20 protein-coding genes are annotated in these 26,525 nt (G+C 72.8%); 3 read left to right on the forward strand and 17 right to left on the reverse strand.

Annotated features, from left to right (window positions below):
• Window positions 1–18 precede the first annotated feature (18 nt).
• From ACFYXU_RS00965 to ACFYXU_RS00995, 7 genes are all read right to left on the reverse strand, one after another.
• Window positions 19–594: a TetR/AcrR family transcriptional regulator gene (locus tag ACFYXU_RS00965; RefSeq protein WP_389408105.1), complete on the reverse strand. Its 576-nt coding sequence runs from the start codon at window positions 592–594 to the stop codon at window positions 19–21.
• A gap of 76 nt (window positions 595–670) precedes the next feature.
• Window positions 671–2,260 carry a phosphoglycerate dehydrogenase gene (gene serA / locus ACFYXU_RS00970; RefSeq protein ID WP_376513595.1) on the reverse strand — a complete coding sequence of 530 codons (1,590 nt, stop codon included), beginning with the start codon at window positions 2,258–2,260 and terminating at the stop codon, window positions 671–673.
• A gap of 236 nt (window positions 2,261–2,496) precedes the next feature.
• On the reverse strand, window positions 2,497–3,498 hold the full coding sequence (gene ilvC / locus ACFYXU_RS00975) for a ketol-acid reductoisomerase (protein WP_329850352.1): 1,002 nt from the start codon (window positions 3,496–3,498) through the stop codon (window positions 2,497–2,499).
• A gap of 117 nt (window positions 3,499–3,615) precedes the next feature.
• Window positions 3,616–4,143, reverse strand: coding sequence for an acetolactate synthase small subunit (gene ilvN, locus ACFYXU_RS00980; protein ID WP_024756291.1), 528 nt, complete (start codon window positions 4,141–4,143; stop codon window positions 3,616–3,618).
• 30 nt (window positions 4,144–4,173) lie between these two features.
• On the reverse strand, window positions 4,174–6,024 hold the full coding sequence (locus ACFYXU_RS00985; RefSeq protein WP_376513593.1) for an acetolactate synthase large subunit: 1,851 nt from the start codon (window positions 6,022–6,024) through the stop codon (window positions 4,174–4,176).
• Window positions 6,025–6,252: 228 nt separating this feature from the next.
• Window positions 6,253–9,084, reverse strand: coding sequence for a putative bifunctional diguanylate cyclase/phosphodiesterase (locus ACFYXU_RS00990; protein WP_376513591.1), 2,832 nt, complete (start codon window positions 9,082–9,084; stop codon window positions 6,253–6,255).
• Between the two features lie 480 nt (window positions 9,085–9,564).
• Entirely contained in the window at window positions 9,565–10,530 is a 966-nt protein-coding gene (locus ACFYXU_RS00995; protein WP_376513589.1) for a 2-hydroxyacid dehydrogenase, read from the reverse strand.
• Between the two features lie 75 nt (window positions 10,531–10,605).
• Between ACFYXU_RS00995 and ACFYXU_RS01000 the strand changes: the two genes are divergently transcribed.
• The 3 genes from ACFYXU_RS01000 to ACFYXU_RS01010 all read left to right on the forward strand — a co-directional run bounded on the left by ACFYXU_RS01000 (window position 10,606) and on the right by ACFYXU_RS01010 (window position 13,239).
• The gene (locus ACFYXU_RS01000) at window positions 10,606–11,628 is read left to right on the forward strand and encodes an aldo/keto reductase (RefSeq protein WP_361396542.1); all 1,023 of its coding nucleotides are present in this window, start codon (window positions 10,606–10,608) and stop codon (window positions 11,626–11,628) included.
• 124 nt (window positions 11,629–11,752) lie between these two features.
• Entirely contained in the window at window positions 11,753–12,886 is a 1,134-nt protein-coding gene (locus ACFYXU_RS01005; protein WP_389456117.1) for a PQQ-dependent sugar dehydrogenase, read from the forward strand.
• A gap of 8 nt (window positions 12,887–12,894) precedes the next feature.
• Complete coding sequence (locus ACFYXU_RS01010; RefSeq protein ID WP_389456119.1) at window positions 12,895–13,239, forward strand: DUF6191 domain-containing protein; 345 nt, start codon at window positions 12,895–12,897, stop codon at window positions 13,237–13,239.
• A gap of 12 nt (window positions 13,240–13,251) precedes the next feature.
• Here the strand turns inward: ACFYXU_RS01010 and ACFYXU_RS01015 are convergent, their stop codons facing one another.
• The 10 genes from ACFYXU_RS01015 to ACFYXU_RS01060 all read right to left on the reverse strand — a co-directional run bounded on the left by ACFYXU_RS01015 (window position 13,252) and on the right by ACFYXU_RS01060 (window position 26,265).
• The gene (locus ACFYXU_RS01015) at window positions 13,252–16,308 is read right to left on the reverse strand and encodes an AAA family ATPase (RefSeq protein ID WP_389456121.1); all 3,057 of its coding nucleotides are present in this window, start codon (window positions 16,306–16,308) and stop codon (window positions 13,252–13,254) included.
• A 7-nt stretch (window positions 16,309–16,315) separates the two neighbouring features.
• On the reverse strand, window positions 16,316–16,504 hold the full coding sequence (locus ACFYXU_RS01020) for a hypothetical protein (RefSeq protein WP_329850366.1): 189 nt from the start codon (window positions 16,502–16,504) through the stop codon (window positions 16,316–16,318).
• 170 nt (window positions 16,505–16,674) lie between these two features.
• The gene (locus ACFYXU_RS01025) at window positions 16,675–17,316 is read right to left on the reverse strand and encodes a hypothetical protein (protein WP_389456123.1); all 642 of its coding nucleotides are present in this window, start codon (window positions 17,314–17,316) and stop codon (window positions 16,675–16,677) included.
• 26 nt (window positions 17,317–17,342) lie between these two features.
• Window positions 17,343–17,900 (reverse strand): GNAT family N-acetyltransferase, encoded by a 558-nt coding sequence (locus ACFYXU_RS01030; RefSeq protein ID WP_384563602.1) that lies wholly within the window; start codon window positions 17,898–17,900, stop codon window positions 17,343–17,345.
• A complete protein-coding gene (locus ACFYXU_RS01035; RefSeq protein ID WP_389456126.1) occupies window positions 17,878–20,118 on the reverse strand; it encodes an MMPL family transporter in 2,241 nt (746 codons plus the stop codon). Before ACFYXU_RS01035 ends, ACFYXU_RS01030 begins: the two co-directional genes overlap by 23 nt.
• Window positions 20,119–20,487: 369 nt before the next feature.
• Window positions 20,488–21,999 (reverse strand): Asp-tRNA(Asn)/Glu-tRNA(Gln) amidotransferase subunit GatB, encoded by a 1,512-nt coding sequence (gene gatB / locus ACFYXU_RS01040; RefSeq protein ID WP_329850375.1) that lies wholly within the window; start codon window positions 21,997–21,999, stop codon window positions 20,488–20,490.
• A 16-nt stretch (window positions 22,000–22,015) separates the two neighbouring features.
• Window positions 22,016–22,249, reverse strand: coding sequence for a hypothetical protein (locus tag ACFYXU_RS01045; protein ID WP_376513604.1), 234 nt, complete (start codon window positions 22,247–22,249; stop codon window positions 22,016–22,018).
• Window positions 22,250–22,254: 5 nt separating this feature from the next.
• Window positions 22,255–23,754, reverse strand: coding sequence for an Asp-tRNA(Asn)/Glu-tRNA(Gln) amidotransferase subunit GatA (gatA, locus tag ACFYXU_RS01050; protein ID WP_389456128.1), 1,500 nt, complete (start codon window positions 23,752–23,754; stop codon window positions 22,255–22,257).
• 6 nt (window positions 23,755–23,760) lie between these two features.
• Complete coding sequence (gatC, locus tag ACFYXU_RS01055) at window positions 23,761–24,057, reverse strand: Asp-tRNA(Asn)/Glu-tRNA(Gln) amidotransferase subunit GatC (RefSeq protein ID WP_015036350.1); 297 nt, start codon at window positions 24,055–24,057, stop codon at window positions 23,761–23,763.
• A 93-nt stretch (window positions 24,058–24,150) separates the two neighbouring features.
• Window positions 24,151–26,265: a putative bifunctional diguanylate cyclase/phosphodiesterase gene (locus ACFYXU_RS01060; protein ID WP_389408099.1), complete on the reverse strand. Its 2,115-nt coding sequence runs from the start codon at window positions 26,263–26,265 to the stop codon at window positions 24,151–24,153.
• Window positions 26,266–26,525 lie beyond the last annotated feature (260 nt).

Here is a 26,525-nt window from a genome sequence, read left to right on the forward strand (position 1 = left end):
CGCTCGGCTCCGGCGGTGTCAGCTCTCCCCCATCAGCACCCTGAGCCCCGCGGTGAGGTCGTCGGCGGTCGGGGCGGTCTCCGGGTCGACCAACCACTGGATCATGACGCCGGTCGCGAGGGCCTGGCAGAGCAGGCCGGCGACGCGGGCCTTCTCGGGGTCCCGCTCCGGGTCGATGCCGAGGAAGCCCTGCGCCATCCCCAGGCGACCCTCGCGCTGCGGCTCCTTGATGGCCTCGCGGAGCTTCTCGTCGTCGTCGATGCGGGTGACGACCTCGGTCTGTAGCTTCCAGACCTGCCGGCTGGCCCCGGCGGCCGCGACGACCTGCTCCCAGACGGCGTGGAAGCGCGCGTACGGGTCGGCCGGCAGCGGCGTGCCGCCCTCGGCGCCGGCCGCCCCGGCGCGGCTCCCCCACTCCTCCGTGAGCGCCAGGAACGCCTGCTGGAGCAGGGCGTCCTTGGAGCCGTAGTGGTAGCCGATGGAGGCGAGGTTCGTACCCGAGGCGGCGACGATGTCGCGCGCGGTGGTGCGCCCGTACCCCTTCTCCAGGAGGCAGCGCTTGGCGCCTTCGAGCAGGTCTTCCTTGTGTCCCATGACAGCACTGTACCCGGCCCCTAGACGCTCGTGTAAGACGAGCGTCTAGCTGCCGGGTACGGACGTGCGGGGTGCGTCAGATCAGGTTGACCGAGCGGGCCGAGGCCGCGCCGATCTCCTCGCCGATCTCCGCGAGCACCGGCGCCGGGACGGTGTCGTCCACGGTGAGGACGACGAGCGCCTCGCCGCCCTCCTCCGCGCGCGCCACCTGCATGCCGGCGATGTTCAGACCGGCCTCGCCGAGGATCCGGCCGACCGTGCCGACGACGCCCGGACGGTCCTCGTAGCGCAGCACGACCATGTGGTCGGCGAGCGCCACGTCCACGTCGTAGTCGCCGACGGCGACGATCTTCTGGAGGTGCTTGGGGCCGGCCAGCGTGCCGGAGACCGCGACCTCCTCGCCGCTCGACAGCGTGCCGCGCACGGTCACCACGTTGCGGTGGTCGGGCGACTCGGAGCTCGTCGTCAGACGGACCTCGACACCGCGCTCCTGCGCGAACAGCGGGGCGTTGACGTACGACACGGTCTCGTCGACCACGTCCTCGAACACGCCCTTGAGCGCGGAGAGTTCGAGCACCTTCACGTCGTGCTGGGTGATCTCGCCGTAGACCTCGACGTCGAGACGGGCCGCGACCTCGCCCGCGAGCGCGGTGAAGATCCGGCCGAGCTTCTCGGCGAGCGGCAGACCCGGCTTCACGTCCTCGGCGATGACGCCGCCCTGGACGTTGACCGCGTCCGGGACCAGCTCGCCCGCGAGCGCCAGGCGCACCGACTTGGCGACGGCGATGCCGGCCTTCTCCTGGGCCTCGTCCGTGGAGGCGCCGAGGTGCGGGGTGCAGACGACCTGGTCGAGCTCGAAGAGCGGGGAGTCCGTGCAGGGCTCCTTCGCGTACACGTCGAGGCCCGCGCCGGCGACCCGGCCCTCCTTCAGCGCCGAGTACAGCGCCGCCTCGTCCACGATCCCGCCGCGCGCGGCGTTCACGATGCGGACCGAGGGCTTGACCTTGTGCAGCGCCTCGTCGCCGATGAGACCGAGGGTCTCCGGGGTCTTCGGCAGGTGGACGGTGATGAAGTCGGCGACCTCGAGGAGCTCGTCCAGGGCGAGGAGCTTCACGCCCATCTGGGCGGCGCGGGCCGGCTGCACGTAGGGGTCGTAGGCGACGACCTTCATGCCGAAGGCGGACATGCGCTGGGCGACCAGGACGCCGATGCGGCCGAGGCCGACGACGCCGAGGACCTTCTCGCTCAGCTCGACGCCGGTGTACTTGCTGCGCTTCCACTCGCCGTTCTTCAGGGCGGTGTTGGCCTGCGGGATGTTGCGCGCGGTGGCGACGAGCAGGCCGCAGGCGAGCTCGGCGGCGGTGACGATGTTGGAGGTCGGGGCGTTCACGACCATGACGCCGGCCTTGGTGGCGGCGGAGACGTCGACGTTGTCCAGACCGACGCCGGCACGGGCGACGACCCGGAGCTTGTTCGCCGCGGCGAGGGCCTCGGCGTCGACCTTGGTCGCGGAGCGGACCAGGATCGCGTCCACATCGGCGATGGCGGGGAGCAGTTCGGCCCGGTCGGCGCCGTTGCAGTGCCGGATCTCGAAGTCCGGGCCCAGGGCGTCGACGGTGGCGGGCGACAGCTCTTCAGCGATGAGTACGACAGGTTTCGAGCTCACGTGAGTCCTCACAGGTCCAGTGCGGACGGCCGTCCCGACGGCCGCAGGCGGTGGAGGGGGCTTGCCGCGTGAAAGCGCACGACGCTGTGGGCCTGACGCGATGTTGTTGAGAAGTGTAGTGGTGCACCGGCACAGTTCATGCGCCTCGGTGGAAGGATCACCCGTCCGTGGTTGGACGGGGTGTCCAACGATGCGGGAAGGGGCCGGACACGCTGTCCGGCCCCTTCCCGGAAGGCTTACGCCTCCTCGTCATTCACCCAGCTCATGAGCTTGCGGAGCTCCTTGCCGGTGGTCTCCAGGAGGTGGTTGGCGTCCTGGTTCTTGTACTCGTTGTACTTCTTCAGGCCGCCGTGGTACTCGGCCATCCACTCCTTGGCGAAGGTGCCGTCCTGGATCTCCGCGAGGACCTTCTTCATCTCGGCCTTGGTGGCGTCGGTGATGATCCGCGGGCCGGTGACGTAGTCGCCCCACTCGGCGGTCTCGGAGACCGACCAGCGCATCTTCTCCAGGCCGCCCTCGTACATGAGGTCGACGATGAGCTTCAGCTCGTGGAGGCACTCGAAGTAGGCGATCTCCGGCTGGTAGCCGGCCTCGGTCAGGGTCTCGAAGCCCGCCTTGACCAGAGCCGCGGTGCCACCGCAGAGGACGGCCTGCTCACCGAACAGGTCGGTCTCGGTCTCCTCGGTGAAGGTGGTCTTGATGACGCCGGCGCGGGTGCCGCCGATGCCCTTGGCGTACGAGAGCGCCAGATCGAAGGCCTTGCCCGTCGCGTCCTGCTCGACGGCCGCGATGCACGGAACGCCGCGGCCCTCCTCGTACTGACGGCGGACCAGGTGACCCGGGCCCTTCGGGGCGACCAGGGCGACGTCGATGCCCTCGGGCACCTTGATGAAGCCGTAGCGGACGTTCAGACCGTGGCCGAAGAAGAGCGCGTCGCCCTCCTTCAGGTGGTCCTTGATGGACTCCTCGTAGACCTGGGCCTGGATCGGGTCCGGCGTCAGGATCATGATGAGGTCGGCCTCTTCCGCCGCCTGGGCGACGGAGACGACGCGCAGGCCCTGCTCCTCGGCCTTGGCCTTGGACTTCGAGCCCTCCTGGAGACCGACGCGGACGTCGACGCCGGAGTCACGGAGCGACAGCGCGTGGGCGTGGCCCTGGCTGCCGTAGCCGATCACCGCGACCTTGCGGCCCTGGATGATGGACAGGTCGGCATCGTCGTCGTAGAACAGCTCGGCCACTGGGTATCTCCTTGAGGTGCTGGTGTTGCGTCCCACCGTACGGCGGGGAGCGGGAGGAAAGTTTTCGGGTCTCGTCAGTCGGACCGGCGGGTGGACCGCCGGCCGGCCTCCGGGAACTCAGGCGCTGCGGTCGAGGGCCCGCAGGGACCGGTCCGTGATGGACCGGGAACCACGCCCTATGGCGATCGTGCCGGACTGGACCAGCTCCTTGACGCCGAACTGCTCCAGCATCTTGAGCATGGCGTCGAGCTTGTCACTCGAACCGGTGGCCTCGATGGTGACCGCCTCGGGCGAGACGTCCACGGTCTTGGCCCGGAACAGCTGCACGATCTCGACGATCTGGGAGCGGGTCTCGTTGTCGGCGCGGACCTTCACCAGGACGAGCTCGCGCTGGATCGCGGCGCTGGGCTCGAGTTCGACGATCTTCAGGACGTTGACCAGCTTGTTGAGCTGCTTGGTCACCTGCTCCAGGGGCAGGTCCTCGACATTGACCACGATGGTGATGCGGGAGATGTCGGGGTGTTCGGTGACGCCCACGGCGAGCGAGTCGATGTTGAAGCCGCGGCGGGAGAACAGGGCGGCGATCCGGGCGAGGATGCCGGGCGTGTTCTCGACGAGAACGGAGAGCGTGTGCTTGGTGGACATGTCTGGGTCTCTTCCTTTTCGCTCTTCGCCTCAGTCGTCTTCGCCGTCGCCGAAGTCGGGACGGACGCCCCGCGCGGCCATGACCTCGTCGTTGGAGGTGCCGGCGGCGACCATCGGCCAGACCTGGGCGTCCTCGTGGACGATGAAGTCGATCACGACCGGGCGGTCGTTGATGGCGTTGGCCTCGGCGATGACCTTGTCCAGGTCGGCCGGGTCCTCACAGCGCAGGGCGACACAGCCCATGGCCTCGGAGAGCTTGACGAAGTCGGGGACGCGGGTGCCCTTGTTCGCCTGGACGTCGTCCGGGCCGGAGTGCAGGACGGTGTTCGAGTAGCGCTGGTTGTAGAAGAGCGTCTGCCACTGCCGGACCATGCCGAGGGCGCCGTTGTTGATGATGGCGACCTTGATCGGGATGTTGTTCAGGGCGCAGGTGGTGAGCTCCTGGTTGGTCATCTGGAAGCAGCCGTCGCCGTCGACCGCCCAGACCGTGCGGTCCGGCATGCCGGCCTTGGCGCCCATCGCGGCGGGGACCGCGTAGCCCATCGTCCCGGCGCCGCCGGAGTTCAGCCAGGTGGCGGGCTGCTCGTAGTCGATGAAGTGGGCGGCCCACATCTGGTGCTGGCCGACGCCCGCGGCGAAGATCGTGCCCTCGGGGGCGAGCTTGCCGATGCGCTGGATGACCTGCTGCGGCGAGAGGCTGCCGTCCTCCGGCAGGTCGTAGCCGAGCGGGTAGGTCTCGCGCCAGCGGCTCAGGTCGCTCCACCAGGCGGTGTAGTCGCCCTTGTTGCCCTCGCTGTGCTCGGCCTGGACGGCCTGGACCAGGTCGGCGATGACCTCGCGGGCGTCACCGACGATCGGGACGTCGGCGACGCGGTTCTTGCCGATCTCGGCCGGGTCGATGTCCGCGTGGACGATCTTGGCGAACGGGGCGAAGCTGTCGAGCTTGCCGGTGACGCGGTCGTCGAAGCGGGCGCCGAGGGCGACGATCAGGTCGGCCTTCTGGAGCGCGGTGACGGCGGTGACGGCACCGTGCATGCCGGGCATGCCCACGTGCAGCGGGTGGCTGTCGGGGAACGCGCCGAGCGCCATCAGCGTGGTGGTGACCGGGGCGCCGGTGAGCTCGGCGAGGATCTTCAGCTCGGCGGTGGCACCGGACTTGATGACGCCGCCGCCGACGTACAGGACGGGCCGCTTGGCGGCGCTGATCAGCTTGGCGGCCTCGCGGATCTGCTTGGCGTGCGGCTTGGTCACCGGGCGGTAGCCGGGCAGGTCGGTCTGCGGCGGCCAGCTGAAGGTGGTCTTCGCCTGGAGGGCGTCCTTGGCGATGTCGACCAGGACCGGGCCCGGGCGGCCGGTGGCGGCGATGTGGAAGGCCTCGGCGATGGTCCGCGGGATGTCCTCGGCCTTGGTCACCAGGAAGTTGTGCTTGGTGATCGGCATCGTGATGCCGCAGATGTCCGCCTCCTGGAAGGCGTCCGTGCCGATCGCCTTCGAGGCGACCTGGCCGGTGATCGCGACGAGCGGGACCGAGTCCATGTGCGCGTCGGCGATCGGGGTGACCAGGTTCGTGGCACCGGGGCCCGAGGTCGCCATGCAGACGCCGACCTTGCCGGTGGCCTGGGCGTAACCGGTGGCGGCGTGGCCCGCCCCCTGCTCGTGGCGCACGAGGATGTGACGCACCCGCGTCGAGTCCATCATCGGGTCGTAGGCGGGGAGGATCGCGCCGCCGGGGATGCCGAAGACGGTGTCGGCGCCCACTTCCTCGAGAGAACGGATGAGGGACTGCGCACCCGTGACGTGCTCGACGGTGGTGGCGGTCTGCGCGCCGTTACGGGGCCGCGGCTGCGGATGGTGCCCGTTGGCCTGCTCGGTCATCAGCATCTCTTCTCGAAGCAGAGGGTTTTTGCGAGGTGTTTTGCAGGGGTTTGCGTCGTTTTTGGGGTGAGCCAGTGCAACAAAAAACCCCTCGTGCCGTGAGGCAAGCGAGGGGAGCGCGTCGGGTGCGTTCTCAGCGGGGCCTACGGGGGCCCTGCCTCAGCCGACGCGCTTTCCAAGTACGAGAATTCGGGTGCGCATGGCACTGACCCTCCCTCTCCGCCCTCACCACTGTCAAGTGGGTGGGACAGGCGTCTCATTATTTGAGCGGATCGAGGGACGGTTTCCGGCACGCACGGGGACCGCTCCGGGGAGCGGGTACTCGTCCCTGACCAGGGCCCTGCGCAGGCGGTACTCGTCGAGCGGGCCCGAGAAGGCCATGCCCTGGGCGTGGCTGCATCCCATCGCGCGCAGGGCCACGACCTGCTCCGGGACGTCGACGCCCTCGGCGACGGTCCGCATGCCGAGCTCTCCGGCGATGCGCAGCACTCCGCGCGTGATCTTGCGGAGCCGGGCCGACTCGACGACGCCCTCGACCAGCCCTCGGTCCAGCTTCAGTATGTCGACGGGGAGCCTGCGCAGGGCGTTGATCGCCACATGTCCGCTGCCGAAGCCGTCGAGCGCGATCCGCACCCCGAGACGGCGCAGGGCGACCAGCCGCTGCTCCAGCTCGTCGAGCGAGGTGCGGGGGTCGCTGTCGGCGAGCTCGACGATCAGCGAGCCGGAGGGCAGCCCGTGCCGGGTGAGCAGGGACTCGACCGAGCCCAGCGGCAGCGAGCGGTCGAGGAGGCGCCGGGCGGAGAGCCGGACGGAGACCGGCGTACGGTGGCCGATTCCCGCCCGCTCGGCGGCCTGCTCGACGGCCTCCTCGAAGAGCCAGCGGCCGAGCTCGGCGGTGCGCTCGCCGTCGTCGGTGACCCGGAGGTACTCGGCGGGGGTGAAGAGGATGCCCTGGGAGGAGCGCCAGCGCGCCTGGGCGCTGACGGCGGAGATCCGGCCGGTGGCGAGGTCGACGACCGGCTGGTGGAGCAGGGCGAACTCGCCCTCGTGGAGGGCGGTGCGCAGCCGGGCGGCGAGCTCGGTCCGCCGGACCACCTCGGCCTGCATCTGCGGCGCGTAGAGCTCGACGCGGTCCTTGCCGGCGGCCTTGGCCCGGTACATGGCCAGGTCGGCGTTGCGCAGCAGGGCGCCGGCCTCGATGCCGGGCTCGGCGAAGGCGACGCCGATGGAGGCCGCGACCCGGACCTCGTTGCCGCCGTCGACGCGGTAGGGCTGGGAGAGGGTGAGCCGGAGGCGGTCGGCGATCTCCTGGACCTGGTTCCGGCGTGCCGCCCGGTCGCGGCCGCCGTCGCCGAGGATGAGGGCGGCGAACTCGTCGCCGCCGAGCCGGGCGGCGGTGTCCCCGGCCCGTACGGAGTCGTGGAGGCGGCGGGCGGCCTGGACGAGGAGGTCGTCCCCCGCCTGGTGGCCCAGGCGGTCGTTGACGCCCTTGAAGCCGTCGAGGTCGATGAAGAGCACGGCGGTGCCCTGGTCCGAGGAGCGGCGGCCGGCGAGGGCCTGCCGGACGCGCCGGGTGAAGAGGGCGCGGTTGGGCAGGTCGGTGAGCGGGTCGTGCTCGGCGTTGTGCTGGAGCTGGGCCTGGAGCCGGACGCGCTCGGTGACGTCGCGGCTGTTGAAGATCAGGCCGCCCTGGTGCCGGTTGACGGTCGACTCGACGTTGAGCCAGTCCCCGCGCCCCGAGCGGAACCGGCACTCGATCCGGGTGGTGGGCTCGTCGGCGGGCGAGACGGCCAGGAAGCGGCGCACCTCGTGGACGACGGCGCCGAGGTCGTCGGGGTGGATGAGGGAGGCGAGCTCGGAGCCGATGAGGTCGTCGGCGTCCCGTCCGTACACACCGGAGGCGGCCGGGCTGACGTAGCGGAGCGTCCCGGTGGGCGCGGCGATCATGATGACGTCGCTGGAGCCCTGCACGAGCGACCGGAAGTGGTTCTCCTTCTGGGCCAGTTCGTGGGTGAGGGCGATGTTGTCGAGGAGCATGATGCCCTGGCGGACGACGAGGGCGAGCACGACGGTGCAGCCGGTGAGGACGACGACGCGGTCGACCCTGCGGCCCTCGACGACGTTGTACAGGATGCCGAGGGTGCAGACCGCGGCGGCGAGGTACGGGGTGAGGGCGGCGAGCGAGCCGGCGACGGGGCGGCTGTGGAGCCACGGGCCGCGCGGGGCGGCGGCGGTGTCGGGCGGCCTGCGGACGCCCCAGGGGGCGTAGGCGAGCAGCAGCGAGCCGGCGAACCAGCCGGCGTCGAGGAGCTGTCCGGAGGCGTAGTTCTCGCGGAGCAGCGGCGAGGTGAACAGGGCGTCGCAGAGCACGGTCAGGGCGAGCGCGGCGATCGCGGTGTTCGTCGCCGAGCGGTTGGCCTGCGAGCGGCGGAAGTGCAGGACGAGGACCATGCTGACGAGCACGATGTCGAGCAGCGGATAGGCGAGCGCCAGGGCGGCCTGGGCGACGGGCTCGCCCTCGAAGTGCGCGGTGCGGGCGAGGGCGAGGCTCCAGGAGAGCGTGAGCAGCGAGCCGCCGATGAGCCAGGCGTCCAGCCCCAGGCACACCCAGCCGGCCCGGGTGACGGGCTTCTTGGCCAGGACGAGGAGGCCCACGATGGCGGGCGGTGCGAAGAGTAAGAAGAAGAGGTCGGCGGCGGAGGAGTCCGGCACCTCGGTGCGGAGCACCACCTCGTACCAGCCCCACACCGCGTTCCCCGAGGCCGCCATGAAGGAGGAGAAGGCGAAGAGCAGCCAGGCCGGCCGGGTGTCGCCGCGGTGGGTCCGGCCGTAGAGGAAGCAGGAGACCGCGGCGGTGAAGGCTGCGGCGCTGAGTCCGAAGTCGCCCATGAAGAGGGCGAGTCGGGGGGAGCCCCAGCCGAGCGAGGCGCCGGTGGTGTAGCCCGCGCAGACGAGGGCGAGCGCGACCTGCGCGAAGGTCCCGCCGAGGCGGGGGCGGTCGGGGTCCGGGTGTCCGGAGCCGCCGCCGACGGGACGGCGCGTGAGGACCGCCCCGGGCGCGCTCACCGGATCCTCCGGTGCCGCGCCGCCGCACCCGGCCGCGTCGTGCGGCCGCGCCGCCGGTTCGTCGGGGCGCCCGGCGGTGTGCCCGTCGTGGGCCTCGTGGCCGCGGACGTCGCGGCCGGTGTCCGGCGGCGCGGCGGCACGTGGTGGCGCGGCGGTGTGTGGTGCGCGGTGCGGCGCCGACTGGTCCGGCACCGAGCGCCCGAGGCCGGCGGCGAGGCGTGGCAGGTTCGCCGGCGGCGTCGCCGCGTCGGATCGTCGGTCCTCCGGCCGTGCCTCACCCGTCGCCCCCCTCGGAATCTGATGTCCCGTCACTTCGCTCCCCAGCGTCAGCCCGTTCTCGACGCAGTCCCCCGCCTCCGGACGATACACCAGGACCGTCACTCAGGGACAGGGTCGCAGTACTCTCCGTGACGACCAGGGAGCTTGTGCCCGGCGCGCGCCGGAAGCGCGCCGGACGACCGGCGGAACGTAACCCTCCGGTCACCCGGTGGTGAGGAGGACGTTGGCCGGCTCCTCACCCGCGGCGAAGCGCCGCACCTGTGCCGCGATCAGCCGCTTCGCCCTCGGCATGAAGGCCGAGGTGGAACCGCCCACATGGGGACTGATCAGGACACCGGGAGCGTGCCACAACGGGTGCCCGGCCGGCAGCGGTTCCGGGTCGGTGACGTCGAGCGCCGCCGTGATCCTTCCGCTGCCGACCTCCTTGAGCAGCGCGGACGTGTCGACGACCGGACCCCGGGCGACGTTCACCAGCAGCGCCCCGTCCTTCATCCGCGCGAGGAACCCGGCGTCGGCGAGACCGGTGGTCGCGGGCGTGAGCGGGGTGGAGAGCACGACCACGTCCGCCTCGGGAAGCAGCGCGGGGAGGTCTGTCAGGGCGTGCACCGGACCGCGCTCTGTGGCGCGCGCGGAGCGCGCGACGCGCGCCACCCGCGCGCACTCGAAGGGCGCGAGCCGGTCCTCGATGGCGGCGCCGATCGATCCGTACCCCACGATCAGGACCGACTTGTCGGCGAGGGCCGGGTAGAAGCCCGCCCGCCACTCCTCGGCGTCCTGGCCCCGCACGAATCCGGGGATGCCGCGCAGCGAGGCGAGGATCAGGGCGAGCGTGAGCTCGGCGGTGCTGGCCTCGTGGACGCCCTTGGCGTTGCACAGGGCGACCCCCGGGGGCAGCGAGCCGATACCCGGAGTGACGTGGTCGATGCCCGCGGAGAGCGTCTGCACGACCCGGACGGAGGTCATGGCGGCCAGCGGCCGGACGGCGATCTCCGAGCCCTTCATGTACGGGACGACGTAGAAGGCGCAGCGGGCCGGGTCGGCGGGGAACTCGGGACCGCCGTCCCAGAAGCGGTAGTTCAGGCCCGACCCGCCCGGTGCGGGCAGCCCCTCGATCTCGTCCGCGGGAAGGGGAAGCCACACGTCAGCGGTCGTGTCTTCGAATCTCATGACCGGGAGGCTATGCGAAGAATCCCGGCCGCCATTGGTTACTTTGGGGGACGGCACAGGGAGGGGTACCGGCAGGTGGAGCGCAGGAGTATCGGGGCGACGGCGCTCGACGTGGGGGCGATCGGCCTGGGGTGCATGCCGATGAGCTGGGCGTACACCCGTTCGGAACAGCGGGGGGACCGCTCGTTGCGGACCGTGCACGCGGCGCTCGACGCCGGGGTGAGCCTGCTCGACACCGCCGACATGTACGGACCGTTCACCAACGAGCTGCTGCTGGGACGGGTGTTGAGGGAGCGGCGGTCGGAGGCCTTCGTCTCGACGAAGTGCGGTCTGCTCGTCGGCGACGGCGGGGAGCGGCGGCACGTGGTCGCCGACGGCAGACCCGGGTACGTGCGCCGGGCCTGCGACGCCTCGCTGCGGCGGCTCCAGACCGATGTGATCGACCTCTACCAGCTGCACCGGGCGGACCCCGAGGTGCCGGTCGAGGAGACCTGGGGCGCGATGGCCGAGCTTGTCTCCGCGGGCAAGGTCCGGGCGCTCGGCCTCTGCGCCGTCGGCGCCCGCACGGCCCGCCGGGGCGCGGTCGGCGCCGGACGCGACGGGTACGAGGGAACGATCCGCCAGCTGGACCGGATCCAGCAGGTCTTCCCGGTGGCGGCGGTGGAGGCGGAGCTGTCGGTCTGGTCGCGGGAGGCCCTGACGCGGCTCCTGCCCTGGTGCGCGGCGCGCGGGGTCGGCTTCCTCGCGGCGATGCCGCTGGGCAGCGGTTTCCTGACCGGGACGCTGACCCCGGGCGGCGGCTTCGAGCCGGACGACCCGCGGGCCCGGCACCCCCGCTTCACGGCCGAGATGATGGCGGCGAACCAGCCGATCGTCGCGGGGCTGCGGCGGGTCGCCGCGCGGCACGGCGCCGAGGTCACGCCCGCGCAGGTGGCGCTCGCCTGGGTGCTCCGCCTCGGACGGCACGTCGTGCCGGTGCCGGGGGCGAAGCGGGAGCGGTGGGCGGTCGAGAACGCCGGGGCCGCCTCGCTGCGGCTCACGGCGGCGGACCTGGCGGAGATCGCGGCGCTGCCGGCACCCCGCGGCTCCTGGGACTGAGCGGCGCGGACACCCGGGAGCTCGGTCCGGGCGCTCCCGGGCGGGGTGGACGGGAACTCTTTCGGGGCGAGCGGTGTATCAAGGGTGTGGGGATGCCGCTCGACTCGTCGAAGGGGACCTGATCATGAGCCGTCCTGTCGTGAAGGCCCTGTGGGGCGCCGCCGCGCTGGTGCTCGTCGCCGGCTGTTCCTCGGGGACCGCCACCGGGGAGGGACCCGGCGCCGCCCCGTCCGCGTCGGTGTCTGCCACGCCGTCCTCCCCGTCCGCCTCGTCGTCGGCCTCCGCCGGCAGCCGGGTCTCGGTGGCGGGCACGCTCACCGAGGGGCTGAAGTCGCCCTGGGGACTCGCGGAGCTGCCGGGCGGGGATCTGCTCGTCTCCTCCCGGGACGAGCGGACGATCACCCGGATCGACGGGCGGACCGGCGCGAAGACCGTGCTCGGCGAGGTGCCCGGGGTGGTGCCGGGCGGGGAGGGCGGGCTCCTGGGGATCGCCGTGCGCGACGGCCGGGTGTACGCGTACCTCACGGCCGCCTCGGACAACCGGATCGTGCGCATGCGGTACGGCGGCGGGGAGGGCGACCGGCTCGGCCCGCCGGAGCCGGTGCTCACCGGCATCCCGAAGGGCTTCGTGCACAACGGCGGGCGGATCGCCTTCGGGCCGGACGGCATGCTGTACGCGGGGACCGGCGAGACGGGCCGGACCGGGCTGGCCCAGGACCGGAAGTCCCTGGGCGGGAAGATCCTGCGGATGACGCCGGAGGGCCGGCCGGCGCCGGGCAATCCCTTCCCGGGCTCGGTGGTCTACTCGTACGGCCATCGGAACGTGCAGGGGCTCGCCTGGGACCCGGAGGGCCGCCTCTGGGCCGCCGAGTTCGGGCAGAACACCTGGGACGAGCTGAACCGGGTGGAGCCCGGGCGGAACTACGGCTGGCCGCGGGTCGAGGGGCGGGCCGGAAAGCCCGGGTTCGTCGACCCGGTGGCCCAGTGGCCGACCTCGGAGGCGTCGCCGAGCGGCATCGCGTACGCCCGGGGCGCGATCTGGATGGCCGGGCTCAGGGGCGAGCGGCTGTGGCGCGTACCGCTCTCCGGCGCGGAACGATCCGGGGAGCCCGAGGCGTTCCTGACAGGTGAGTACGGACGGCTGCGCACGGTTCTCGCGGTGGGCGGCGACGGGCTCCGGCTCGTGACCAGCGAGACCGACACCCGGGGCACGCCCGGTCCCGGGGACGACCGGATCCTCCGGCTGGAGGTGAGGTGAGGGAGGCGGTGACCGTGTTCGGCGGACTGGACGAGTTCTTCGCGCCGGGGCGCAGGCACATCGAGGAGGAGCGCCGCCGGGAGGCCCTGACCCGGGTGGATCCCGGGGACGCGGATCCGGCGCGCGGCCCGGTGGACCTCTCCTCGGGCCGGGTGACGATACGGCTCCCCCGCCCGGCGGACGGCTCCGGCCGGACGGGGGACACGGCTCCCGACCCGGCGGCCGAGGACCCCGAGCCCGCGCGGGGCCGGGGCGAGGAGGACGCGGCGGCCGAGGACCCCGAGGTCTCGGAGGGCCGGGTCACGGGCGCCGAGGAGGCCCAGGGCTCAGAGGACCGGGTCAAGGGCGGCTGAGGCCCCCAGGGCTCAGAGGGCCGGGTCGAGGAGGTGCAGGCGGTGCGCCAGGGCGGCGGCCTCGCCCCGGCCGGCGACGCCGAGCTTGGCCAGGATGTTGGAGACGTGGACGCTGGCCGTCTTCGGTGAGATGAACAGCTCCTCGGCGATCTGGCGGTTGGTGCGGCCGTCCGCGACCAGGCGCAGCACGTCCTGCTCCCGGGGCGTCAGGCCGAAGCCGTCCTCTCCCGGCTCGACCGGCGCCGGGGTGCGCCGCTCCGCGGCGAGGGAGAGGCGGGCGCGGGCGGCGAGGAGCTCCACGTCCTCCCGGAGCGGACGCGCGGAGAGCCGCACGGCGGTGGCCTGGGCCTCGCGGAGCAGGGCCGCGGCCTCCTCGCGGCGGCCGCCCTCGACGAGCAGGGCGTCGGCGAGGCGGTGGCGGGCGACGGCGAGGCGGTGGGGGCGTTCCAGCGGCTCGAAGGAGGCGACGACCTCGGCCCAGCGGGCGGCGGTGCCGCGCCCCTCGGCGCGGGCGAGCTCCTCGTACACCTGCTGGGAGTAGGCCTCCCAGACCGGGGCCGGGGTGGCGAGGCCGCGGACGCAGCGGCGGACCACGGCGAGCGCCTCGGCACGGCCCTCGTCGGCTGCGGGCAGTCCCCTGCTGTCGGCCTCCGCGGTGACGGCGGTGAGGACGAGCGGCCAGCCGTAGCGGTGGGTGCCGGGCGGGAAGCCGGTCTCGGCGGTGGCGGCGAGCTGCTCCCGCACGTCCGCGAGGCGCCCCTCGGCGGCGGCGATCTCGATCGCGGCCTGCGCCATGGGCAGGGTGTACTGCGGGATCGGGTCGCGGGTGCCGTAGCGGGTGCTCGCCTCGGCGAGGTGCTCGGCGGCCCGGGCCGTCTCGCCGCGTGCGACGGCGAGGTGGGCGAGCTGGAGGAGGGCGGTGCCACCGGGCTTGGTGCTGCTCGCCCCGGAGCGCAGCAGCCGCTCGGCCTCCTCCTTGCTCCGGTCCCACTCGCCGAGCGAGAGGAGCGACTCGGCGAGGTTGGCGCGGATCCAGCCGGCGCTGTCGACGAGGCCCCGGGAGCGGGCCAGTTCGATGCCGGCGGTGGCGATCTCCACGGCCTCGCGGGAGCGTCCGAGCGCCTCCATGGACGAGGAGAGGTTCACATGGGCGCGGGCGGCCTCGTGGAACTGGCCCAGGGCGACGGTCCGTTCGCGGGCCTCGTGCATGGCGGCGAGGCCGCCCTCGGGGTCGCCGGCCGACACCAGGATGGTGCCGAGGGTGATCCGGGCGTTCAGTTCGATCGGTTCGGCCTTGACGAAGCGGGCGTACTCGACGGCGCGTTCGGCGGCGGCGATCGCCTCGGGGCCGGGGTTGCGGAGCATGCCCCAGCCGGCCGCGCCGACCAGGACCGTGGCGTGGACGGCGGACGGCGGGAGGCCCTTGACGAGTTCCTGGGCGCGGGCGATCTCCGGCCAGCCGTCGCCGCGGCCGAGGTTGGACTGGAGCCGGGCCATCTCGGTCCAGAACCAGGCGGCGCGCAGCGGGTCGTTCTCGGCCTCGTCGAGGATCCGCAGGGCCGTCCGGCAGATCTTCGCCGCCCGTTCCCGCTCGCCGCTGAGCCGGGCGGCGACGGCGGCCTCGGCGAGCAGGTCGAGGTAGCGCAGCGAGGAGGTCTCGGGGTCGCAGCCGCAGGCGGGGTAGGCGTCGGCGTAGTCGATGGGGCGCACCGAGTCGCGGGTCTGCGCGGGCACCTCGTCCCACAGCTCCATGGCCCGTTCGAGGAGGCGGAGCTGCTCGGCGTAGGCGTGGCGCTTTCGGGTCTCGACGGAGGCCTGGAGGACGGCGGGGAGGGCCTTCTCCGGGGCGTGCGCGTGGTACCAGTACGTGGCGAGCCGGGTGGTCCGCTCGTGCGCGCGTACGAGCCCGGGGTCGGCCTCCAGTGCCTCGGCGTAGCGCCGGTTGAGGCGGGAGCGCTCGCCGGGCAGGAGGTCGTCGCTGACGGCCTCGCGGACGAGGGAGTGGCGGAAGCGGTAGCCGTCGCCGTCGGGGACGGCGAGGAGGATGTTGGCGCCGACGGCGGCCCGCAGGGCCTCGATGAGTTCGTCCTCGGTGAGCCGGGCGACGGCGGCGAGGAGGCCGTACTCGACGGTGGAGCCGCCTTCGGCGACGATCCTGGCGACGCGCTGGGCGGCTTCGGGGAGCGCCTCGACCCGGACGAGCAGGAGGTCGCGCAGGGAGTCGCTGAGCTGGCCCGCGGCGCAGCCGGCCTCGTGGGAGACGACGAGTTCCTCGACGAAGAAGGCGTTGCCGTCGGAGCGTTCGAAGACCTCTTCGACGAGTCCGGGGTCGGGTTCGGCGGCGAGGATGCCGGTGAGCTGGCGGTGCACCTCGGTGCGGGTGAAGCGGGAGAGTTCGATGCGGCGGATGGTGCGGAGCCGGTCGAGCTCGGCGAGGAGGGGGCGCAGCGGGTGGCGGCGGTGGATGTCGTCGGCGCGGTAGCTGGCGACGACCACGATCCGGCCGCGCCGCAGGGTGCGCAGGAGGTAGGTGAGCAGGTGCCGGGTGGAGGCGTCGGCCCAGTGCAGGTCCTCCAGGACGAGCACGATCGTGCGGTCGGCGGTGAGCCGCTCCAGGAGCCGTACGGTCAGTTCGAAGAGGCGGCCGGTGGAGTCCTCGTCGGAGGGCTCGTGGCTGCCGGGGTCGCCCAGTTCGGGCAGGAGGCGGGCGAGTTCGCCCTCGTGGCCCTCGGCGGCGGCGTCGAGTTCGGCGGGGATGCGGCGGCGGAGGGCGCGCAGGGCGGCGGAGAAGGGGGCGAAGGGCAGTCCGTCGGCGCCGAGTTCGACGCAGCCACCGAGCGCCACGACGGCGTCCCGGTCGCGGGCCGTGTCGAGGAACTCCTCGATGAGCCTGGTCTTGCCGACACCCGCCTCGCCGCCGATGAGCAGGGCCTGGGGCTCTCCCGCGGTCGCGCGGGAGAGCGCCTCGGTGAGGGCGGTGAGTTCGCCGGCGCGGCCGACGAAGACGGGACTGACTGACCTGGTCTCCACGGCGCCGAGCATCGCACAGACTTCCGTGCCGTCGCTCATACGGGGATCACGCGGCCCGGGCGAAGCGGCCGCGCCCGCCGTCGGTCACCTGCCCCTCCGTGTCCTGGCCCGCGTGACGGCGGCCGAAGAGGCGCAGGCCCCGGCGGGTCACCGCGGCCTCCTGGGCGAGCCGGTGGGCGGCGGCCTCGGCGATGAGCTCGGCGTGGTGCAGGGTGTGGAGTTCGTACGCGAACATGGTGTGCTCCCCTGGGTTTCCCCGGTTTCGGTATCGCTCTCTGCGATGCCTCCACTTTCGTGTCCCAGGGGGTGCCGCCACATCGGGCGAGTGCCGCATGTTCGGGGTACGGGGGGCCTTAGGCGGGTCCTGAGGGGGCCTTAGACGGCACCCCCCGACACCTCAGGGCCTCAGGAGCCGGTGGACGGGAGGCTCAGGAAGAGGTCGAAGTAGGTGCCCGCCGAGAGGAGCAGCCCCAGACCGCCCAGGACGGCGCCCGCCACGGCGACGGAGCGGACCCAGGGGGCGCGCCGGGGCAGGGTGAGCACGAGGACGCCGACGATCAGCGCGAGGAGCGCGAAGACGCCGTTGACCAGCGCGGTGCTGTGCCAGGCGTCGCCGTAGATCTCGCTGATCTGCTGGGCGGGGCTGCCACCGTTGGAGGTCTTGATCTGCCCGATGAGCGTCTCGCGCTCGGAGACGACCTTGCCGGTCCAGGTGCCGGTGAGGGCGACGGCGGCGAGGGCGGCGGAGACCACGGCCGCGGCGCCGGCGCCGATGCCGGTGGCGGTCCGCCCCGCGTCCGCGTCCGCGTCCAGGTCCTCCAGGTCGTCGTCCTCGGCAGTCTCGGAGGTCTCGGCGGTCTGGGGGGTCTCGGCGATCTCGGCGTCGAGCTTCGCGTCCGGCGCGGCGGCCGCCTCGGCACGCGCGTCGGCCGGGACGGTCCCGGCCTCCGGGGTGGTCTCCGCCGTCTCGGCGGTCGCGCGCTCCGCGGCCTCGTCGTTCTTCGCGGTCGCGGTCTTCTCGGTCGTCTTGGTGTCCATGCGGCGCACGCTAGGGCGCCCACATGAGAGGCGGCTTAAGACGCCTTCGCCGCGCGCCACTCGGGGGCGAGGACGGCCCAGATCTCGGTGTCGGCGCGGGTGCCGCGGTAGAGGTAGTTCTCCCGCACGACGCCCTCCTTCGTCATGCCGAGGCGGCGGGCGACGGCGACGCTGGCCAGGTTCTTCGTGGAGGCGTACCACTCGACGCGGTGGATGCCGCGCTCCTCGATCGCCCAGTCGATGATGACCCGGCAGGCCCGGGTGATCAGGCCCTTCCCGGCGGCGGAGGGCTCCAGCCAGCAGCCGGCCTCGGCGGTGCCGTTCGCGACGTCGAAGGTGCGGAAGAGGACCCCGCCGACGAGGGTGCCCTCGCTCCAGATGCCGTACAGGCGGCCGGCGTCGTCCGCGGCCTTCTCGGCGTACGAGCGGAGGTAGGCGCGGGCGGACGCGAGGTCGGCGACGAAGTCGGGGAGGGCGATGTGCTGCCCGATGAACTCCCGGCCCCGGTCCATGTGGGCGAGCAGTTCCTCGGCCTGCCAGGGCTCCAGGGGCCGCAGCTCGGCGCCGTCGTCACCCAGCGATATCGCGAACATCGTCGTTCCTCTCCTCCGCGGCCGAAGCCGTCACGCGCTGTACGGGGATCTTCGCACGCGCGTCGGCGGCCTCCCGGCACTCGGGCGGCTCGATGCTGATCCTCGGCAGCAGCCGGTCGAGCCACTTCGGGAGCCACCAGTTCGCGCCGCCGAGCAGGTGCATGAGCGCGGGTACGAGCAGGGTGCGCAGCACGAAGGCGTCGAGGGCGACGGCCGCCGCGAGCGCGATGCCGAACATCGCGATGACCCGGTCCCCGCTGAGGACGAAGGCCAGGAAGACGGCGATCATGATGACGGCCGCGGAGTTGATCACGCGGCTGGTCTCGGCGAGGCCGACCCGGACCGCCCGCCGGTTGTCGCCGGTCTCCAGCCACTCCTCGTACATCCGGCTGACCAGGAAGACCTGGTAGTCCATGGAGAGTCCGAAGAGGACGGAGACCATGATCACGGGGAGGAAGGGTTCGATCGGTCCGGCGCTGCCGAGGCCGAGCGGCTCGCTCCCCCAGCCCCACTGGAAGATCGCGACGACGATGCCGAAGGCACCGCCGACGGCGGCGACGTTCATGGCGGCGGCCTTGAGCGGGATGCCGAGCGACCGGAAGGCGAGCAGGAGCAGCAGACAGCCGAGCGCGACGACGACGCCCACGAAGAGCGGCAGCTTGCCGACGATGATCTCGGCGAAGTCGTCGTACGAGGCGGTGACGCCGCCCACGTGGACGTCGAGGGACGTGCCGTCCTCGGCCTTCGGGAGGACGTCCGTGCGGAGCCGGTCGACGAGCTCGCTGGTCGCCTTGGACTGCGGCGCGGAGTCGGGCACGACGGTGAGGACGGCGGTGTCGCCCGCGCCGTTGTACGTGACCGGGGAGACCGACGCGACGCCCTTGGTGGCGGCGAGCGCCGACGGCAGCCGGTCGAGGGCGACCCGGTCGTCGGCGCCGTCGAGGCCGGCGACGAGGGTGAGGGGCCCGTTGACGCCCGGCCCGAAGCCGTCGGCGAGCAGGTCGTAGGCCTGGCGCGTGGTCGAGGTGGCCGGGCCGTTGCCCTGGTCGGAGGTGCCGAGGTGGAGCGAGAGCGTGGGCAGCGCCAGGACGCCCATGACGACGACGGCGACGGCGCCGAGCAGCTTGGGGTGCCGCTCGACGAAGGCGGACCAGCGGGCGGCGAAGCCGGTGGGCAGCTCGGGCTGCGGTCCGCGCTCGGTGAGCACCCGGCGCTCGCGCCGGGACAGCGCCCGCATGCCGATGAACGAGAGGAGCGCGGGCAGCAGGGTGACGGAGGCGGCGACCGTGAGGAGCACGGTGAGCGAGGCGGCGATCGCGACGCCGTTGAGGAACCCGAGCCGCAGGATCAGCATGCCGAGCAGGGCGATGCAGACCGTGGCTCCGGCGAAGACGACGGCGCGTCCGGTGGTGGCGACGGCGGTCTCGGCGGCCTCGGTGACGGACAGGCCGCGTTTGAGGCCTCTGCGGTGCCGGGTGACGATGAACAGGGCGTAGTCGATGCCGACGCCGAGGCCGACGAGCATGCCCAGCATGGGGGCGAAATCGGCGACGGTCATCAGATGGCCGAGGAGGACGATCCCGGAGTACGCGATGCCGACGCTGACGAGCGCGGTCGCGATGGGGAGCGCGGCGGCGGCGAGCGAGCCGAAGGCGAGGAAGAGGACGACGGCCGCGACGGCGACCCCGACGACCTCGGCGATGTGCCCGCCGGGGCCCTCGGTGAGGGCGACCGCGCTGCCGCCGAGCTCGACCCGCAGGTCGTCGGTGGCGGCCGCCTTGGCGGTGTCGACGAGGGCGCGGGCCTGGGCCTCGGGGATGTCGTCGGCCTGCGCGTCGAAGGTCACGGTGGCGTAGGCGGTGTGCCCGTCCTCGCTGACCTGGCCCGCGGTGTCGCCGTACGGGGAGGTGACGGCGGCGACGCCGGGCAGGTCGGCGACCCGGTCGAGCATCGCGGTGGTGCGCCGCTCGACGGCGTCGGCGCGGACGCTGCCACGGTCGGTGTGCCAGACGATGGTGTCGCTGTCGCCGCCGAGGCCGTGGAAGCCCCGCTCCAGCAGGGCGGTGGCCCGTCCGGACTCGGTGCCCGGGGCCTCGTAGTCGTTGGAGTACGCGCTGCCGGCCAGGGTCGCGCCGGCGGCGGTGCCGCCGAGAGCGAGGAGCCACAGGAGGACGACGACGAGACGATGCCGAAGGCACCACCGTGCGATTGCGGCCAAAGGAGGGGCTCCTGACTGGATCTGTACTCGCGCCCCACTCTTGCAGCCGAACGTGATCCTTTGCCCCTTTCGTGGCGATCCTCACAGAGTGCGTCGCCCCGTCGCGGGAAGGCCTGCGCGCGCAGCCGGGCGACGTACTCCGTGGGTTCCACCGACGTGTTCCGTTCCCTCCCCCGCTCCAGCCGGGGCGGCGGAGCGGAGCGGAGCCTCTCACGGGGAGGGGCCGCAGGTCACCGGGGATTCGGGACGCCGGGCGCACCGCGCCGCGCCTGGTCACGCGCCCGGGGGCAGCGTGTCCGCCGGGGGACGCGGAACGGCCCCGCACCGGAAGTCCGGTGCGGGGCCGCCCTGAGCCGTACGGGGGCGGGATCAGCCCTCGGTGACGCCGAGCTTCTCCAGGATCAGGTCCTTGACCTTCGCCGCGTCCGCCTGGCCACGGGTGGCCTTCATGACCGCGCCGACCAGGGCGCCGACCGCCGCGACCTTGCCGCCGCGGATCTTGTCGGCGATGGCCGCGTTGCCCGCGATGGCCTCGTCGACCGCCGTGCCGAGCGCGCCGTCGTCGGAGACGACCTTCAGACCGCGCTTCTCGACGACCTCGTCCGGGGTGCCCTCGCCGGCGAGGACGCCCTCGATGACCTGGCGGGCCAGCTTGTCGTTGAGGTCGCCGCCGGCGACCAGGGCCGAGACCCGGGCCACGTCCGCCGGCGTGATCGGCAGCTCCTCCAGGGAGACGCCCTGCTCGTTGGCGTTGCGGGCCAGCTCGCCCATCCACCACTTGCGGGCCGAGGCCGCGTCCGCGCCCGCCTCGGTGGTGGCGACGATCGCGTCGACCGCGCCCGCGTTGAGGATGGCCTGCATCTCCACCTCGGAGACGCCCCACTCCTCGCGGAGCCGGTTGCGGCGCAGCCGCGGCAGCTCGGGCAGACCGGCACGCAGCTCCTCGACCCAGGCACGGGCCGGGGCCACGGGGACGAGGTCGGGCTCCGGGAAGTACCGGTAGTCCTCGGCGTTGTCCTTGATGCGGCCGGAGGTGGTGGAGCCGTCGTCCTCGTGGAAGTGACGGGTCTCCTGCACGATCGTCCCGCCGGAGGACAGGACGGCCGCGTGGCGCTGGATCTCGAAGCGCGCGGAGCGCTCCACCGAACGGAGCGAGTTGACGTTCTTCGTCTCCGAGCGGGTGCCGAAGGTCTTCGTGCCGTTCGGACGCAGCGACAGGTTCACGTCGCAGCGCATCTGGCCCTTGTCCATGCGCGCCTCGGAGACGCCCAGGGCACGGATCAGCTCGCGCAGCTCGGCGACGTACGCCTTGGCGACCTCGGGGGCCCGCTCGCCCGCTCCCTCGATCGGCTTGGTGACGATCTCGATGAGCGGGATGCCGGCCCGGTTGTAGTCGAGCAGCGAGTGCGAGGCGCCGTGGATGCGGCCGGTCGCGCCACCGATGTGGGTGGACTTGCCGGTGTCCTCCTCCATGTGGGCGCGCTCGATCTCCACGCGGAAGACCTCGCCGTCCTCCAGCTGGACGTCCAGGTAGCCGTTGAAGGCGATGGGCTCGTCGTACTGGGAGGTCTGGAAGTTCTTCGGCATGTCCGGATAGAAGTAGTTCTTCCGGGCGAAGCGGCACCACTCGGCGATCTCGCAGTGCAGCGCGAGGCCGATCTTGATGGCGGACTCGACGCCGATCGCGTTGACCACCGGCAGCGAGCCGGGCAGGCCGAGGCAGGTCGGGCAGGTCTGCGAGTTGGGCTCCGCGCCCAGCTCGGTCGAGCAGCCGCAGAACATCTTCGTCTTCGTGCCGAGCTCGACATGGACCTCCAGGCCCATGACGGGGTCGTACTCGGCGAGCGCCGCTTCGTACGACAGCAGTTCAGTGACAGTCACGGTGAGACTTTCCCTCTCAGCCCAGCAGGACGTCGTCGTCGCCCAGGCGCTTGAGCTCCCGGTAGAGGATCGCCAGGCCGGTGGCGATGGCGGCGGCGGACACGGCGGAGTCGATCAGCCGCAGCATGTCGTTGTCGTTGCGGGCCAGCTTGGCCTGCTTGGCGACGCTGACGACGCCGAACGCGGTGGTCGCGAGCGAGACGTAGAGCCCGGTCTTGGACTTCTTGAAGTTCTTGGCCTTCTTTGCCATGGCACTCACAGCGACGGAGCCTCCTCGAGCAGCGGGTGTCCCCACTTTTCCACGAAGGCGGCCTCGACGGCGGCGCCGACCTTGTACAGCCGGTCGTCCTTCATGGCGGGGGCGATGATCTGCAGACCGACCGGGAGGCCGTCCTCGGGCGCGAGGCCGCAGGGCAGCGACATGGCGGCGTTGCCGGCCAGGTTGGTCGGGATGGTGCACAGGTCCGCGAGGTACATCGCCATCGGGTCGTCGGCGCGCTCGCCGATCGGGAAGGCGGTGGTGGGGGTCGTCGGGGAGACGATGACGTCCACCTCCTCGAAGGCCTTCTCGAACTCGCGGGTGATGAGGGTGCGGACCTTCTGCGCCGAGCCGTAGTAGGCGTCGTAGTAGCCGGAGCTCAGCGCGTAGGTGCCGAGGATGATGCGGCGCTTGACCTCGTCGCCGAAGCCGGCCTCACGGGTGAGGGCGGTGACGTCCTCGGCCGAACGGGTGCCGTCGTCGCCGACCCGCAGGCCGTAGCGCATGGCGTCGAAGCGGGCCAGGTTGGAGGAGCACTCCGACGGCGCGATCAGGTAGTACGCGGAGAGCGCGAGGTCGAAGGTCGGGCAGTCCAGCTCGACGATCTCGGCGCCCAGCGACTTCAGCAGCTCGACGGACTCGTCGAAGCGCTGCACGACGCCGGCCTGGTAGCCCTCGCCGCGGAACTGCTTGACGACGCCGACGCGCATGCCGGCCACCGAGCCGTTGCGCGCCGCCTCGACGACCGGCGGGACCGGGGCGTCGATGGAGGTGGAGTCGAGCGGGTCGTGCCCGGCGATCGCCTCGTGGAGCAGGGCCGCGTCCAGGACCGTGCGGGCGCAGGGGCCGCCCTGGTCGAGGGAGGACGAGAAGGCCACCATGCCGAAGCGGGAGACGCCGCCGTAGGTCGGCTTGACGCCGACCGTGCCGGTGACGGCCGCGGGCTGGCGGATCGAGCCGCCGGTGTCCGTGCCGATGGCCAGCGGGGCCTCGTACGCGGCGAGGGCGGCCGAGGAGCCGCCGCCGGAGCCGCCGGGGATCCGGGTCAGGTCCCACGGGTTGCCGGTCGGGCCGTAGGCGCTGTTCTCCGTGGAGGAGCCCATCGCGAACTCGTCCATGTTGGTCTTGCCGAGGATGACGACGTCGGCGGCCTTGAGGTTCTTGACCAGGGTCGCGTCGTACGGCGGGATCCAGCCCTCCAGGATCTTCGAGCCCACGGTCGTCGGCATGCCGACGGTGGTGAAGATGTCCTTGAGCGCGAGCGGCACACCGGCGAGTGGGCCGAGCTTCTCGCCCCGGGCGCGCTTCTCGTCGACGGCGCGGGCCTGGGCGAGGGCGCCCTCGCGGTCGACGTGCAGGAAGGCGTGGACCTTCTCGTCGACGGCCTCGATGCGCGCGAGGTGCGCCTCGGCGACCTCGACGGCGGTCAGCTCGCCGGTGGCGATCTTCCCGGCGATCTCGGCCGCGGTGAGCTTGATGATGATGTTGTCCGTCATGACGTGTTAGTCCTCCCCCAGGATCTGCGGCACCTTGAAACGCTGCTGCTCCTGGGCCGGGGCGCCGGAGAGCGCCTGCTCGGGGGTGAGCGACGGACGGACCTCGTCCGCGCGCATGACATTGGTCAGCGGCAGCGGGTGGGAGGTCGGCGGTACGTCTTGGTCGGCGACCTCGGAGACGCGGGCGACCGCGCCGATGATGTCGTCGAGCTGGCCGGCGAAGTGATCGAGTTCTTCGCCCTTCAGCTCCAGACGCGCCAGCCGTGCGAGGTGGGCGACCTCCTCGCGCGTGATGCCAGGCATGCGGATCCTCACGGGGTGAGCTTGATGGTGTCGGACCATCCTAGGACGCCGGTGCCGCTGCCCGTTAAACGGTTTGCCCCGGGAGGGTGCGGGTCACTGCACGACCTGGCCCGAAGGGTGGTCCAGGTCGACCTCGGCGGCGATGTCGGCGGGGCGGCGCCAGCCGTGCTCGCCGCGCGCCAGGAGCCAGGCGGTGGCCTCGGCGGGCGGCATGGCGGCGGCGACCAGCCAGCCCTGGACGGCGTCGCAGCCCAGGTCGCGCAGGCGCTCCCAGGTCTCGTCGTCCTCGACGCCCTCGGCGACGACGAGGAGGCCGAGCGAGTGGGCGAGGTCGAGGGTGCAGCGGACGATCTCGGCGTCCTCGGTGTCGACGGCGAGCCGGGCGACGAAGGAGCGGTCGATCTTCAGTTCGCTGACGGGCAGCCTGCGCAGGTGGACGAGGGAGGAGTAGCCGGTGCCGAAGTCGTCCAGGGACATCTTGACGCCGTGGCCGGTGAGCCCGTTCAGCGTGTCGGCGGCCCGCTGCGGGTCCTCCAGGAGCACGTGCTCCGTTATCTCCAGCTGGAGGGCGCCGGCCGGGACGCCGTGGCGGGCGAGCCGGGCGGCGACGGCGCCGGCGAAGCCGGGGGTGTGGACGTCGCGCGGCGAGACGTTGACGGCGACCGGGACGTTGAGGCCCTGGGCGCGCCAGCGGGCGACCTGCGCGAGGGCGGTCTCCAGGACGTACTCGGTGAGGTGGGGCATCAGGCCGGAGGACTCGGCGATGGCGATGAACTCGTCCGGGGGGACCTTCCCGCGCTCGGGGTGGACCCAGCGGACGAGCGCCTCCAGGCCGGCGACCTGGCCGTCGAAGCGGACCTTGGGCTGGTAGTGGAGCTCCACCTCGCCGGCGTCCAGGGCGCGGCGGAGGTCGCCGAGGAGGCCGAGCCGGTCGGGGGTGTTGGAGTCCCGCTTGGACTCGTAGACCTCGACTCCGGTGCGGTCCCGCTTGGCCTGGTACATGGCGACGTCGGCGCGGCGCAGCAGGCCCTCGGCGTCCAGCGCGTGGTCGGGGAAGACGGCGACTCCGGCGCTGGCCTCCAGGACGAGGGTGAGCCCGTCGAGGTCGAGCGGGGAGGACAGCTCGGCGACGAGGTGCCGGGCGACCCGCTGGGCGCTGGTGGTGGAGTCGCAGGTGGGGAGCAGGACGGCGAACTCGTCGCCGCCGAGCCGGGCGGCCTCGGCGCCGCGCGGCAGGGCGAGGCGGAGGCGTTCGGCGATCTGGAGGAGCAGCCGGTCGCCGGCGAGGTGGCCGAGGGTGTCGTTCACCGAGCGGAAGCGGTCGAGGTCGATGAGGACGAGGGCGGCGCGGGCCCCCTCGCCCTCGGCCTCCTCCAGGGCGGTCCAGGCCCGCTCCAGGAGCCACTGGCGGTTGGGGAGCCCGGTGAGCGGGTCGCGGAGCTGCTCCTCGGCGCGGGCGCGGGCGATCCAGAGGGTGGAGTCGAGGGCGATGAGGGGGACGGCGAAGAGCGGCAGGAGGACCGGCCGGGTGGCGGCGACGACGCACAGGAGCGGGGCGATGCCGAGGAGGGCGACGGCGACGAGGCCCTGTCGCAGGAGTGCGGTGCGGGCGATGGTGGGCAGTCCGCGGCCGTGGGGGGCGAGCGTGTACCACAGGAGGAGGCGGGTGACCACGAGGTAGGTGCCCGCGGCGAGGACGACTTCCGGGAGGTCCGCGATCGTCCAGTCGAGGGGCTGCCAGGGCTGTTCGACGGTCGGTACGTCGCCGAAGAGGGCGAGGACGAGGGCGGCGGCGCCGACTCCGAGGACGTCGGCGGCGCCGTGCAGCAGGCTCTGGCGCCAGCGGTGCCGGCGGGCGGCGCCGACCAGGGCGACGACGGTGAGCGAGACGAGTCCGGCGGGCACCCAGCCGTAGAGCAGGAGGACGGCGAGGGTGAGGGCGCCGCCGGAGCCGGTGCCGCCCCACCAGCGGTCCCGGCCGAGGGCGACGAGGTGGCCGACGATGAGTCCGGTGAGGAGGGCGAGGGACCAGCCGGTGACGCCGCCGGGGAAGAGTCCGTGTCCGCCGCTCACGGCTCGCTGGAGCCCGACGGCGAGCACGACGGCGGCGACGCCCGCCACGGCTGCGGACAGCCGGGAGGGGAAGCCCAGGGGGACCACACGGCCGTGCGGCCGTGGGACCGGGGCGGCGCTCTCGGTCGGTTCCATTCCCGTCCCTCTCACAGGCGGCGGTGCCGTCGGTGTGCGATGGCCGCGCTGCCGCGGCCGTCCGTCGTCCGGCCGGGCATCCGGCGTGCGGCCGCCCGCGGGCGGCCGCACGGGGTGTCACGGGGCCGATGTCCTGACGCCACGCCGGCAGAGCCCTCGCGACGCGGGCGTGCAGGACTGGACGCACGGTCACCAGACTAGGCCGCCGAAGGCCCCGACGGGCAGCGCTCTCCTTGTCTTGCCCGAATGCGACCCAGCCA

The organism is Streptomyces sp. NPDC002232 (genome assembly GCF_042890295.1).
In the GTDB taxonomy this organism is placed as follows: domain Bacteria; phylum Actinomycetota; class Actinomycetes; order Streptomycetales; family Streptomycetaceae; genus Streptomyces.

Bases quoted from the DNA above. Each gene is read 5' to 3' on its own strand.
- ACFYXU_RS00965 (WP_389408105.1), bottom strand. From the start codon at position 594: ATGGGACACAAGGAAGACCTGCTCGAAGGCGCCAAGCGCTGCCTCCTG.
- ilvN (WP_024756291.1), bottom strand. From the start codon at position 4,143: ATGTCCACCAAGCACACGCTCTCCGTTCTCGTCGAGAACACGCCCGGC.
- ACFYXU_RS00985 (WP_376513593.1), bottom strand. From the start codon at position 6,024: ATGCTGATGACCGAGCAGGCCAACGGGCACCATCCGCAGCCGCGGCCC.
- ACFYXU_RS00995 (WP_376513589.1), bottom strand. From the start codon at position 10,530: ATGAGATTCGAAGACACGACCGCTGACGTGTGGCTTCCCCTTCCCGCG.
- ACFYXU_RS01005 (WP_389456117.1), top strand. From the start codon at position 11,753: ATGAGCCGTCCTGTCGTGAAGGCCCTGTGGGGCGCCGCCGCGCTGGTG.
- ACFYXU_RS01015 (WP_389456121.1), bottom strand. From the start codon at position 16,308: ATGAGCGACGGCACGGAAGTCTGTGCGATGCTCGGCGCCGTGGAGACC.
- ACFYXU_RS01020 (WP_329850366.1), bottom strand. From the start codon at position 16,504: ATGTTCGCGTACGAACTCCACACCCTGCACCACGCCGAGCTCATCGCC.
- ACFYXU_RS01030 (WP_384563602.1), bottom strand. From the start codon at position 17,900: ATGTTCGCGATATCGCTGGGTGACGACGGCGCCGAGCTGCGGCCCCTG.
- ACFYXU_RS01045 (WP_376513604.1), bottom strand. From the start codon at position 22,249: ATGGCAAAGAAGGCCAAGAACTTCAAGAAGTCCAAGACCGGGCTCTAC.
- gatA (WP_389456128.1), bottom strand. From the start codon at position 23,754: ATGACGGACAACATCATCATCAAGCTCACCGCGGCCGAGATCGCCGGG.
- gatC (WP_015036350.1), bottom strand. From the start codon at position 24,057: ATGCCTGGCATCACGCGCGAGGAGGTCGCCCACCTCGCACGGCTGGCG.
- ACFYXU_RS01060 (WP_389408099.1), bottom strand. From the start codon at position 26,265: ATGGAACCGACCGAGAGCGCCGCCCCGGTCCCACGGCCGCACGGCCGT.